This is a genomic window from Nonomuraea sp. NPDC050540 (genome assembly GCF_044457485.1).
Lineage (GTDB): Bacteria > Actinomycetota > Actinomycetes > Streptosporangiales > Streptosporangiaceae > Nonomuraea.
This window is the reverse complement of record NZ_JBITHA010000015.1, coordinates 168,186-180,105: the sequence shown is the minus strand read 5'-3', so window position 1 is coordinate 180,105 and position 11,920 is coordinate 168,186. Positions and strand designations below refer to the sequence as shown.

The window sequence follows — 11,920 nt, the reverse complement described above, 5'->3', positions numbered from 1 at the left end:
TTCAGCGGGCGACGCGGAGCGGTACGGCCGCCGCGCGCTTGGCGGCGACGACCGACCCGGCCGCGGCCAGCGCGGCGATCAGCAGCACCGCGGACAGGGCGAGGAGGGTGGCGGCGTCCGGGTGGATCAGGGACTGGCCGCGTACCGCCTGCCAGGTCACCACCGCGACCAGCCCCGTGTAGCCGAGGGCGGCGCTGCCGACGAGCCGGGCGCGGACCTTCTCGGGACGCAGCCAGGCACGCTCGGCGGCCAGCGCGGCCAGCGCCGCGGCGAGCAGGAGGAGCACCTGGATGCCGTGCAGGGCGAAGAAGTGGGGCGCACGGAAGTCGCCGCCGGTCACGCTCCAGCCGGTGAGGAACATGCCGTTGCCGTCGGGGTCGCCGATGCCGTGGCCCTGGTACATGGGCACCTGCCGGCCGTTGGCGTCGGTGACCGTACGCGGGGTGACCTGGGCGACCAGCCAGTAGACGGGCAGGACCATGCCGAACGTGGCCAGCGCCAGCCCGGTGCGGATGGCCCGGTTCAGCGCCGCGCCGCCGGTGCGCTGGATCAGCACGACCACCCCGAGGACCAGCTGGGCGATCAGAATGATCATGACGCCGTAGGTGAGGATCGGCACCAGCGCCGCGGTGACCGGATCGGCCAGGTCGGCGTTGAAGTGGCTGAAGGTGCCGCGTGCCGCCTGGACCGTGATGGCGCCGACCTCCACGACCGCGGTCACCGCGAACACGTTGCCCACCCACCGGCCGAGCCGCCTGCCCCGGGTCAGCTTGGTCGACAGCCAGGCCAGCGTGAGGGCGTACAGGGCGAAGGCGAAGCCGAACTTGAGCGGCTTGATCCACACCGACTCGTTCAGCAGGGTCCGGTCGTCCACCACGAGCCCGACGCCGGCGACCGGCATCAGGCCCAGCATGAGCGCCGCGCACACCATCAACGGACGGTGCCAGGTGCGCACGGGGGCGAGGAAGGAAGTCATGAGGGGCTCCGTTCACTGTCGTTCACTGTTTCGCGAACAACTGAAAGCTATCTTGCGTTTAAGATTTCGTCAACGCAGAAACTGCTAGAGCCTGCGATTATGCAGTTCAAAGCCATAAAGTTTTGCAATGATGATGAAGTTAAACGCAAGAGCGGACGCCGATGGTTTGCAATGGAGTGAAGTCGAACGCAAGAATGGGGGACGGCAGGCGGACACGACACGAAAGGCGGGACCCGATGCCCGGAGGCAGGCTGACCCAGGAGGACCGGCAGACGATCGCCGACGGCTTGGCGAAGGGGTTCACGTACACGGAGATCGCGGGCCAGCTGGACCGCCCCATCTCCACCGTCACCAGGGAGGTGGCCCGCAACGGCGGCCCGTCCGGCTACCGGGCGGCCCAGGCCCAGCGGGCCACCCAGGGCCGGGCCCGCCGCGGCAAGCCCGCCACGCCTCCTCCCGCGCGCGTGGAGGACCGGCTCGCCTCCGGCCGAGACCCGCGGGCCGTCCACGACCTGGAGGAGCGGTTCACCGGCATCATGGTCGCCACGGGCCTGCCCCGGATGACCGCCAGGGTCCTGACCTGCCTGTACGTAACCGACAGCGGCAGCCTGACCGCCGCGGAGCTGGTCCAGCGCCTCCAGGTGAGCCCCGCGTCCATCTCCAAGGCCGTCGGCGAGCTGGAGCAGCAGGAGCTCATCCGCCGCGAACGCGACCCCCGCCGGCGGCGCGACCGCTACATCATCGACGCCGACGCCTGGTTCCGCGGCTGGACGGCCAGCGCCCGCCAGAACATCCTGCTGGCCGACTTCGCCCGAGACGGAGCCCAGGTCCTGGGCGACACCACCCCGGCCGGCACCCGCCTCCAGGACATCGGCCAGTTCTTCGGCCACGTGGGCCAGGCCATGATCGAAGCCGCCGAGCAGTGGCGCCACGACTACGCCACCAGACAACCCCCGGCCCCCTGAACCACCCGCGAGAGACCCGCCGAATCACCCCCACCGCCCACCCACCCACACCGCCCACCCGCACGGCCGCGCGCACGGCCCGCCCACCTGCACCGTCCCACCTGGCTGCCCGCACCGCTCGGTCACCCGCACCGCTCGGCCCACCCGCACCGTTCCACCCCGCACGGCCTGGCCATCCGCACACAGCGGGGCACCCACACGCGGCGGGGTACCCGGCAGGGGTCACGCCGGGAGGCGGAGCCGGGGGTCTGGCGGCCGCACGAGCTGTCTGTCCGCCTGGGTTGTGCCGCGTGGTGGAAGCCCGTATGGCGGGGCGTGCTGGGGTGGGGCGATTCTTCGCGTCAAGGGCGGGTAATGCCCCGACACGGCAACCACGCGTTGTGGAATGGGCGCGACCGGATCGATAGCTTGGCCGGTCTGCAAAGCGGCCCGCGGTGCCCTCCCGAGCCCGGTGTAAAGGCTCATGTACGGGGGCAGAGCACCGCCGTCACCCGCTGCCGTCGATATGTGGGCATTTCTGGATATGTGTGGCGCATCGCCGGGAACTGAAGATGTTTTTGATCTGGATATGCTTTCGGCCGGTTCTCCACGTGTTCCGCGCTGGCAGGATTCGTCAGGGCGATCCGCCGTACTGGCGGCGCTGATCGCGCCTCAGCGAGGCCAGCTGATATCGGAGCTCACTTTCCCTGCTGATCCGCAGTAGTGCCTCCTTGGTCTGCCTCCGCAAGAGCGCGCGAAAGTAGAGAACCTGCGTCGAGGACGGAAGGGTAATAAGTGTGGTTTCCGTATGGGGTGGATTGCGGCGTGTCGCGGTGGTCAACGTCATGGCCGCGATGCTAATCAGCACGCTGGGCTCCCCGGGGGCACTTGCCGTAGATCAGGAAAGACCCTCGACGAGCCACGGGACAGGGGTTGCCGGCGCGATGGCGTCGAAGGGCAAGCGCAACACCTGGACGATGGCGAACACGGTCGAGAACGCCCGCGGCGTCGCGCCGTCGGGCATCATCATGACGGTCGAGAAGAAGATGGCGTCCGGCACGCGGGTGGCCAAGGCCGAGACCCTGCGCGCCGACCCTGGCGCCCCGGCCGACGAGTACCTGGACCCGGTCAACGCCAAGGCCGCCGCCGGAATCAGCGACCTCTACGAGGGGTTCGCGGTCCAGCCGAACGGCTGGAGTGACGTCGCCACCCTGACGTTCAGGTTCTCCAGCCCGGTGCGCAACCCGCGCCTGCACGTCGCGGGCACCGGCGGCGCGACGGTGGATTCGGCGGGCAACCGGGAGGAGTACTGGACCGGGCTGCGCCTGTTGGGCGGCACCCCGTCCCGGCCGACGTTCAGCAAGATCGCGGGATTCCCCGGCTTCGACGTCGACCGGCAGGCCATCGTTCCGAACGCCGGCGGCCGCCAGCGCGAGACCACCTGCGGCGTCGTCTACATGTGTGGCACCGCGCAGGTCAACGGCATGGTCTCGTCGTTCACCGTCGACGTGCGCGCGCGCAACGTCCGCCGGACGCTGCCCGCCGGCGACCCGTTCATGTGGGGCGTCTTCCGCGTCACCTTCGAGCAGGACGACTCCGACGCCCCGGCCTCGTACGGCGCCGCCTCCCACTCCATCTCCGACCAGTCGATCGGCGCCTCGGCCACGTCCGACCGGCCGGGCATGGTGAGCTTCACCCCGCGCCGGCGCGACGACGACCAGGACGACGCCTCGGCGGGACGTCTGGAGGCCGGGCAGGACGGCCGCCTCCAGCTCACGGTGCCCGTGCGGACCACGTCATCGGGCGTGCTGGCCGGATGGGTGGACTTCGACCGCGACGGCCGCTTCCAGCCGTCCGAGCGCGCCTCGGCCGTGCTGCCGGCCAACTCCGCGCGAGCGGTCCTGACCTGGGCGCCGCCGCAGGACGCCAAGCCGGGCCCGTCGTGGCTGCGCCTGCGCCTGGCCGAGGCGGCCGCCGAGGTGAGCGTGCCCACCGGCTGGGCGGCCACCGGCGAGGTGGAGGACCACCGCGTCAACCTTCTGATCCCCGGACAGGTACGCCTCTCGCACACGGCCCCCAACCGCATCGGCAAGGGAGAGCGCCTGACGTTCACCACGCGCGTCCGCAACAGCGGCCAGACGGCCCTTCCCTACCACCTGTCGATGCGCCTGGACGACGTGCTCGACGACGCGAAGGTGCGGGCGATCAACCCTCGTCCCGCCTCCCGTACGCGCTCCGCCCTCACGTGGCAGGGCACGCTCGAACCCGGAGCCACCCGCGAGATCCGCGTGCGCGTCCAGGTCAAGCGCGGCGACCTCGGCAATGGCAAGGTGGCCACGCGCTGGCCGGGCACGTGCGGGGGGGAGAGGTGCGGCGCCTCGGTGGCCGTGCGCGACTGACGAACTCCCCGAAAAACCCCCAGACCATCACGTGAAACGCAGGCGCGGTGCCGGCCCTCAGGGCAGGCGCCGCGCCTGCCGATCGTAGAAATGAGACGCATGTGATCTGGGCCAGATTCTCCGCAGCATTCCTCGCCCTGTGCCTGGGGCTGCTCGCCGCGCCGCCCGTGCGCGGCGCCGTCGACCGCGACGTGTTCGTCGTGGCGCTACGGCTCCCGCCGGACGGCGACGAGGCGGGCGTCGAGACCCAGGCCGCCGCCCTGGCGAAGCAGTACGGCGGCGAGGTTCACCACATCTACGCCTCCGCACTGCGGGGGTTCTCCGCGTCCATGAGCGCGGAGCAGGCGGCGAGACTGGCCGCCGACCGGCGGGTGGCCACGATCGAGCACAACCAGGTGTTCACCTCCCAGGCGAGCCCCTGGGGCCTCGACCGGGTCAACCAGCGCCGCCTGCCCCTGGACGGGATCGGCGTGCGCGGCGGCAGCGCCGCCGGGGTCACCGCGTACGTCATCGACAGCGGCCTGCGGCTCTCGCACACGGAGTTCGGCGGCAGGGCCCGCTACGGCTACGACGCCGTGGACTCCGACCTCGTCGCCCAGGACTGCTACGGCCACGGCACACACGTGGCGGGCATCCTCGGCGGCGCCACCTACGGCGTGGCCAAAGACGTCCAGCTGGTCGGTGTACGCGTGCTCGACTGCGCCGGCTACGGCACCACCGCCGAGATCGTGGCCGGGATCGACTGGGTGACCGCCAACGCCCGGCGTCCCGCCGTGGTGAACATCAGCCTGCAGAGCGGCAGGAGCTCGGCCATCGACCGCGCCGTGCGGAGCTCGATCGCGACCGGCATCCCGTACGTGGTGTCGGCGGGCAACCAGAACGCCGACGCCTGCGAGGCCTCACCCTCGGGCGCCAGGGAGGCCATCACGGTCGGGGCCACCACGCGCGCGGACGAGCGGGCCCCGTTCTCCAACGGCGGCCGGTGCGTGGACCTCTTCGCTCCAGGGGTCGCCGTCGACTCGGCGTGGTTCACCGACGACACCTCGGCGCGGTCGGCGAGCGGCACCTCGATGGCCACGCCGCACGTCTCGGGAGCGGTGGCGTTGTTGCTGGCCACAAGCCCGCGCGCCACTCCTGCCGACATCGCGTCGGTGCTCATGGAGACGTCGACGAGAAACGTCGTATCGGGACTCCGGCGTGATACCCCCAACAGGCTGCTTTACGTTGGGGATACCGAACCCAAGCTCTGACTCTGGGGTGTGATATGGCCCGATTTGGACATATATCGGGCGGCGGACAACAGCCTTTCTTGGCACTCTGAGAAAAGGCCGAATGGCTGATTGTATTCGCTCTGCTGTGCCAAGGAATCCATGGCGGTCTTTGACTTTAATACGGCAAGGATCGGTGGAATTAGTATGCGTGGCGCGGCAAGGTAGTCATGCATGGCGCAGCTGCCAACTCAACAGGCGGCGCCACCAATTCCATTCGCACACTGGAGGAAGTAAACATGCTTCGTCGCATTGTCATCGGTGCGCTCGCCGCAGGCGCTTTCCTGGCTGCCTCGTCCACCGCAGCTTCTGCGGCCACGTGGGAGAAGGGCAACGACGACAACGTCGGCAACGCCCACAGCCCGGCGTCGATCGTCGTTCCGGTGCTCAACCACGCACTCAACAACAACGAGATTGACGTCCTCACGATCGCGCACCTGGAGCGCATCAACCTGCAGCTCCTGACCAACAACACCAGCCTGACCGACATCGAGGGTCGGGACGGCTGAGCAGGACGCTAGAAAGTCCGTGTGAAGTGCCGGCGCGCTGGCAGAGATGACAGCGCGCCGGCATTCGCGCGGACCTCGGGTGACGGCAGGTCAGGAGGCCGCACGCGAACCGGCTGGTGAGCGGTAGACGGGCACTCTCCCTCACCGACAGTCGACAATGCCCCTGATGCGGCTCCCAACTCCCGAGGAGCCGGATCAGGGGCATTTCTTTTTGCCCGTGAAGATCATCCGGGCTTCTGCCGCGCGGGCCTGACCAGCCCCACGAAATTGCGCCGGTCGATCGCCTCTATGCGCACGACGGCGCCGGTGAATGGCGCGACCACCATCTGGTTCGCTTTGATGGCGACGCCGACGTGGTCAGGACCAGGGCGCTTGGAATCGGTCTCGAAGAAGGCCAGGTCGCCGACCTGAATTCGGGTCCTGGGAATCCGGGTTCCCGAGCGCCACTGTTCATAGGTGCTCGAACCGATTCCCACACCGGCCTGAGACCACGCGTACTCGGTCAGTCCTGCGCAGTCGAAGCCTTTGACGCGCTTTCCCCTGCCGGTTCCGTAAGTGGCTCCTGAGGGCCCGCCGCCGCCCCATGAATAGGGTGTGCCGAGCGTGCCGAGCGCGGTGTTCGCCGCCAGCCGGCCGCGGGCGACTCCCGCCGACCGCTCGCAGGCCGAGGTGTACCAAGAGGCGCACCACTGGAAGAGCTCGGGAACGGGGTCGAGCGGAAACGGGGGGACCGCGCCCACGAACAGAGCTCCGCCGATGATGAACTCGAGCTTCATGGCACCTGTCCCCGTCGAAGTAGTTGACGGGAAGGGTGCCCGCGGGCGCGGTCGATCAGCCTCAAAGGCTGATCATTTACGGCAAAACTACCCGTACTAGCGGGCCGGGCCCAGGACCGCGACGTAGGGGTCGCCGTGCAGCATCGCGCTGCCGGGTCCCGTACGCGCGGCCGGAGCCGTGACGGAGAAGTCGCTCGCCCTGACCACGGACATCGAATACTGACCGGGGCTCCTCGGCTCGACCGTCACCGGGGTGCCGAGGGTGCGCGCCCGGATCGGGGTGTCCGCGGGCGAGGTGACGACGATGGTCGGGGTGGCGGTGGCGGCGGCCGTACCGGGAGAACCCAGCCAGGCGAGCGCGCACAGACCCGCGGCGATCGCGAACGCCGCGCGGCGGTTGGTCATCGGCATGACGGCTCCACAGTGACGGAGGAGGAAGAACGGCGGCCGGACACCCGCGCGACCAGCGCGGGGGCGACCGTGGACGCGGCGAAACGGGAGCCGTGCACGAAGCGCATGACGGGCCCGAACGTGGGCGCGGCCGCGAGCCCCACGACGAACAGGCCGGGCACGGAGGACTCGAACGTGCTGCTCAGCACGGGCGCGTGGCCCACGTGCGCGACGGAGTCACGCAGCCCCGGTTCCAGGACGCTGAAGCGGCGCACGTCGACGACGTACCCCGTCGCGGCGATGACGCGGTCGGCGTGCAGGTGGAAGAGGCCACCCGCCGCGTCCTGCAGGCGCAGGTCGACGCCTTCGCCGGGGACGGCCCGCCGCAGCCGTGCGCCGAGGCTGGTCGGGACGCTGGTGAAGCGGTCCTTCAGCCACCAGGAGCCGGCCGGGCCGAGCGTGGTGCGCACGATGCGCCGCCGCACGCGTCCGGGCAGATGGCGCACCAGCGCGGGCTTCTCCGACCACATCCAGGACCGCCAGCCGGTCCCCAGCCCCGAGCGCGGGGCGAGGCAGCGCGCCAGCATCGTGCGCTCCTCGACGGGCGTCTCGTTCCACTTCAGCGCCGCCGTGCGCGCGATCAGATGGGGGTACGCGCCGGCCTCCTGCAGCAGGCACGCGGTCTCGATGGCCGACTGCCCGGCGCCGATCACCGCCACCTTCTCGCCGGCGTAGCAGCTGAGATCGTTGAGCTGGCAGCTGTGGGCCAGCACCGACGACGGCAGCGACGCCAGCGCCGCCGGAATGCGGGCGAACGGCAGGAAGCCCACGGCCAGCACCACGGCCCGCGCCTGGACCTGCCGGCCCGTCTCCAGCGTGACGGTGAACAACTCGTCCTGCTTGGCGACGTCCACCACGTTGACCGGCGTGACACGGTCCTGGACGGCCTGCTCGCAGAACCATCTCCCGTAGTCGACGAAACGTTCCACGGGAGTGGGCCGGGCATAGGCATAGGGGAATCCGTGCGCACGGCAGTATGCCGCGAGCGTGAAATCCCCCGCGGGGTCGGCGAGGTGCGAGGCGAATGGCTCGGACTTCAGCAGCATGCCGGTGGGCATGTGCTTGTCCCAGGCGTTCATCGGCTGGCCGAAGACCTGGGCCTCAAGGCCGGCGCTGATGGCGTATGCGGCGACGGAAAGGCCGTAGGGCCCGGCTCCGATGACCGCGACGTCGACGGTTTCGGTGTTCATGGCATTCTTTCGATCGTTGGTGTGCATGCCCTCATGGCGCGTAGAAACGTTTGTTTCACCATTCCGGTGAAGGGCTTGACATCATCCCTCGCGTACCAGGCCAGCTCGTCGGCCCGGCGCAGGGACGACAGCCATCCCGGGCGGCGGCGGCCGTTTCCTCCGGGCTTTCTGGCCAGCTTCCGCAAGAGGTCGTAATTCTCCACCAGATACGTCCTGCCGTATTGGGGAGAACCGAAGTTTGAGTCCTGCCCGGTCAGGTCCAGATAGGCGGCCCTGATGACGTCGATGCGGTTGGAGTCGCCGAAGAGGCGGAACTGCGCGCCGACGCGGGGATTGAAGTCGAGCAGGTAGTACTTGCCGTCCCTGACGTCGAAGCGGAAGTCCATGTCGAGGATTCCGGCGTAGCGCAGGGATTTGGCGAGGGTCCTGGCGGTGTGGTCGATCTCGGGGTTGGGCAGCCATCGGCCGAGCGTGGTGATCCCGGCCGCCGGGGGATAGGCGCGCTCCTTCCTGCCCGAGCCGGCGAAGTCGCAGGTGGAGTCCTCGCGGAAATAGCCGTGGAAGAACCAGTCGGCGTCGCGGGTCGGCGGGATGTAGCGCTGCAGCAGCAGTTCGCTGTCCTGCTCCGGGGCCCGTGCGGCCAGGGCGCGGAGCTGGTCGTGCGACTGGAGGAGCGTGGTGCTGCGCAGGCCGCGGGCGCCGGCGGCCAGCCAGGGCCTGGCCCACTTGGCCATCATCGGGAAGCCGTAGGCGCGCTCGGCGAAGCGCAGGTCGTCCTGGGTCTCGGCCACGTGGGTGTCCGGGTGGGCGACGCCGAGATGGGCGCAGATGGTGGCGAGCGCGTGCTTGTCGGCGAGCTGGGCGGGGAGCTCGCCGGCCGGATTCGATATCCGGAATCTGGGGGACAGGTCCTGTGCGTGCTGCGCCGTATAGATGGCGGTGATGTCGTCCATTGGCAGCAGGACCGGATTTCCGCCGATGCGGTCGGCGGCGGAAAGCATTGTGCGGAGAAAGCTCTCGGGCGCGGTGGGCGCCGTGTCCCAGTGGCCGCAGCTGGAGAGGTATTTCGACTGGGCCGCAGGACCGTGCGGGCCTTCGAGAACGGCGTGCACCTCGACGCCCATGCGACCCAGCGACCGAATGGCGGCGAGGGTGCCGTGATGGAATGGGTTGCGATCCATCCTGACGACCAGTGCCGGGGCCCTCGGGGCGACGGGCAGGCAGTTGCGGATATCGTTATTCCGCTTCTGTTGGGGAGCGTCGTTCACCGGTCTTTCCTATCATGGACACGGTGAATTGTTTTTCATGAGGGCGTTATTGTTTCTCCAATGTCAGGGACGAGCTGGTGCGAAAAGCTCTTATGTGACGAAACGGTCATCCTGTGCATTGCTTGCGAAATTCCGGAGGAGATTTGATGTTCTCATCAAGCAGGAAGGGGAATGGAACCACGCAGTAATGCTTTGACGGGCAGGAATGGTGAGTTAGCCGGATGAGAAGGCACATGTTCCCCGGACTTAGGCACAGGGGCGCGCTTGGAGCCGCCGTGTTGCTCGTGGCCGCCGTCGCCGTACAGCCCGACGCGGTCGCCGAGCCCGAGCCCAAGCTGCTCGCGGTGACCAAGCAGCGGGCGGCGCTCGGCGTCTTCATGGGCTCCGACGCCAACGGCGCCGCCCGCCTGCCCGGCTTCGAGCGCTGGCTCGGCCGCGAGGTGACCGTCGGCAGGACCTACATCCCCGGCGAGACCTGGGCGGCCTTCCACGGCCCCGACTTCATCCTGAAGCCCTGGACCCAGTGGCGCGCGGCCCAGCCGGGCAGGATCCTCGCGATCAACGTGCCCATGGTGGCGCCCAACGAGGGCAAGCTGTCCGACGCCGCGGTCTCCGTGCTGCTGAACGCCGGAGCCAGCGGCGCCTTCGACCTCACCTTCAAGAAGCTGGCCGACCGGCTGGTCGACGAGGGGGCCGAGGACTCGATCATCGTCCTGGGCTGGGAGATGAACGGCACGACGTACTCCAGCCGTTGCGCGCCCGACCCGACCGCGTGGAAGGCGTACTGGCGGCGGATCGTGACCAGCATGCGGTCCGTGACCGGGCAGCGCTTCCGCTTCGACTTCACCGCCAACCGCGGGCGCGACGCGATTCCGTGGACCGAGTGCTACCCCGGCGACGACGTCGTGGACATCATCGGCATGGACAACTACGATCAGCCGCCCTCTAACGGCTTCCAGTCCTACGTCTCCCAGCCGTACGGCCTGCGCCACCACGCCGAGTTCGCCGCCGCCCACGGCAAGCCCATGTCGTTCCCCGAGTGGGGCCTGTTCCGGTACGGCGACCGGCCCACCTACGTCCGGCAGATGCTCGACTGGATCGGGCGGCACAACGTCGCCTACCACTCGCTGTCGGACTACTGCCCGCACGGGGTGTGGCAGTGCTCGTCCAACCCGCGGTCGGCCGCGGGGTTCCGGACTTTGCTGCAGCAGATGCTGCCGACCCCGGCGGCGCCCACACCGACCACCCCTCCGCTCCCGAGCACGTCGGCCCTTCCGTCGGCGCCCGCGCTGCCCAGCACGTCCGCCCTCCCTTCAGCTCCCGCTCTGCCCAGCACCTCCGCGCTGCCGTCGGCGCCCGCGCTGCCCAGCAGCGAGGCGCTGCCGTCGAAGCCCGCGCTCCCGTCCACGTCGGCGCTTCCAAGCGCGCCCGCGCTGCCGCCCAAGCCCGCGCTGCCCAGCGCGCCGGGGCTGCCGTCGAAGCCGGCGCTGCCAAGCACGTCGGCGTTGCCGAGCGCACCGGCGTTGCCGAGCGCCTCCACGTTGCCGAGCGCGTCGGCGTTGCCGGTGAAGCCCGCGCTGCCCAGCACCTCCGCGCTGCCGTCGGCGCCCGCGCTGCCCAGCAGCGAGGCGCTGCCGTCGAAGCCCGCGCTCCCGTCCACGTCGGCCCTTCCAAGCGCGCCCGCGCTGCCGAGCACGTCGGCGCTACCGTCCGCGCCCGCGCTGCCCAGCACGGAGGCGCTGCCGTCGGCGCCCGCCCTGCCCGGCACGTCCGCGCTTCCAAGCGCACCCGCGATCCCGCTCGGCGCCGGTGACCCCGGTGCGCCGGGTGCGCCGGGTGCGCCGACCAGTGTGCCGACCGGGGCGATCCCGCCTCTGGGCGTGACGTCCAACCCCGTGCCGCCGTCGATCCAGAACCCCATGCCGCCCACCCTCCCGGCCATCACCCTGCCCCCGCAGGTCACCAGGGAGCCGATGCTCACCTGGCTGGTCGGCCTGTGGCGGAGCCTGCTGACGATGGTCGTCGTGCCGCCGCCGGTACAGCTGGAGGTGCCGGGCAACCTGCCCAGTCCCACGGTGATGCCGCCGGCCGTACCCGGGGACGAGCTGCCGACCTGAACGCGGACGCTCGGGCGGCGAAC

10 protein-coding genes are annotated in these 11,920 nt (G+C 69.9%); 5 read left to right on the top strand and 5 right to left on the bottom strand.

Annotated features, from left to right (window positions below; genetic code table 11):
- Position 1 precedes the first annotated feature (1 nt).
- A complete protein-coding gene (locus ACIBI5_RS39525; RefSeq protein ID WP_397254576.1) occupies positions 2-976 on the bottom strand; it encodes a hypothetical protein in 975 nt (324 codons plus the stop codon).
- Positions 977-1,212: 236 nt separating this feature from the next.
- Here ACIBI5_RS39525 and ACIBI5_RS39520 point away from each other — a divergent pair, with 236 nt between their 5' ends.
- The 4 genes from ACIBI5_RS39520 (at position 1,213) to ACIBI5_RS39505 (ending at position 6,096) form a co-directional block, all read left to right on the top strand.
- Positions 1,213-1,941: a MarR family transcriptional regulator gene (locus tag ACIBI5_RS39520; RefSeq protein ID WP_397254574.1), complete on the top strand. Its 729-nt coding sequence runs from the start codon at positions 1,213-1,215 to the stop codon at positions 1,939-1,941.
- 923 nt (positions 1,942-2,864) lie between these two features.
- Positions 2,865-4,319, top strand: coding sequence for a GEVED domain-containing protein (locus ACIBI5_RS39515; protein ID WP_397254572.1), 1,455 nt, complete (start codon positions 2,865-2,867; stop codon positions 4,317-4,319).
- A gap of 101 nt (positions 4,320-4,420) precedes the next feature.
- Positions 4,421-5,569 (top strand): S8 family serine peptidase, encoded by a 1,149-nt coding sequence (locus tag ACIBI5_RS39510; RefSeq protein WP_397254570.1) that lies wholly within the window; start codon positions 4,421-4,423, stop codon positions 5,567-5,569.
- A 257-nt stretch (positions 5,570-5,826) separates the two neighbouring features.
- Positions 5,827-6,096 carry a hypothetical protein gene (locus tag ACIBI5_RS39505; protein ID WP_397254568.1) on the top strand — a complete coding sequence of 90 codons (270 nt, stop codon included), beginning with the start codon at positions 5,827-5,829 and terminating at the stop codon, positions 6,094-6,096.
- 224 nt (positions 6,097-6,320) lie between these two features.
- On the opposite strand, the gene ACIBI5_RS39500 is transcribed toward ACIBI5_RS39505, so the two are convergent.
- The 4 genes from ACIBI5_RS39500 to ACIBI5_RS39485 all read right to left on the bottom strand — a co-directional run bounded on the left by ACIBI5_RS39500 (position 6,321) and on the right by ACIBI5_RS39485 (position 9,693).
- Complete coding sequence (locus ACIBI5_RS39500; protein WP_397254566.1) at positions 6,321-6,872, bottom strand: C40 family peptidase; 552 nt, start codon at positions 6,870-6,872, stop codon at positions 6,321-6,323.
- A gap of 96 nt (positions 6,873-6,968) precedes the next feature.
- A complete protein-coding gene (locus ACIBI5_RS39495; protein ID WP_397254564.1) occupies positions 6,969-7,283 on the bottom strand; it encodes a hypothetical protein in 315 nt (104 codons plus the stop codon).
- A complete protein-coding gene (locus tag ACIBI5_RS39490; protein ID WP_397254562.1) occupies positions 7,274-8,512 on the bottom strand; it encodes an NAD(P)-binding domain-containing protein in 1,239 nt (412 codons plus the stop codon). Before ACIBI5_RS39490 ends, ACIBI5_RS39495 begins: the two co-directional genes overlap by 10 nt.
- Positions 8,509-9,693: an ATP-grasp domain-containing protein gene (locus tag ACIBI5_RS39485; protein WP_397254560.1), complete on the bottom strand. Its 1,185-nt coding sequence runs from the start codon at positions 9,691-9,693 to the stop codon at positions 8,509-8,511. The genes ACIBI5_RS39490 and ACIBI5_RS39485 overlap by 4 nt, the downstream gene beginning before the upstream one ends.
- A gap of 362 nt (positions 9,694-10,055) precedes the next feature.
- Between ACIBI5_RS39485 and ACIBI5_RS39480 the strand changes: the two genes are divergently transcribed.
- A complete protein-coding gene (locus ACIBI5_RS39480; protein ID WP_397254558.1) occupies positions 10,056-11,897 on the top strand; it encodes a glycosyl hydrolase in 1,842 nt (613 codons plus the stop codon).
- The last annotated feature ends 23 nt before the right edge of the window (positions 11,898-11,920 follow it).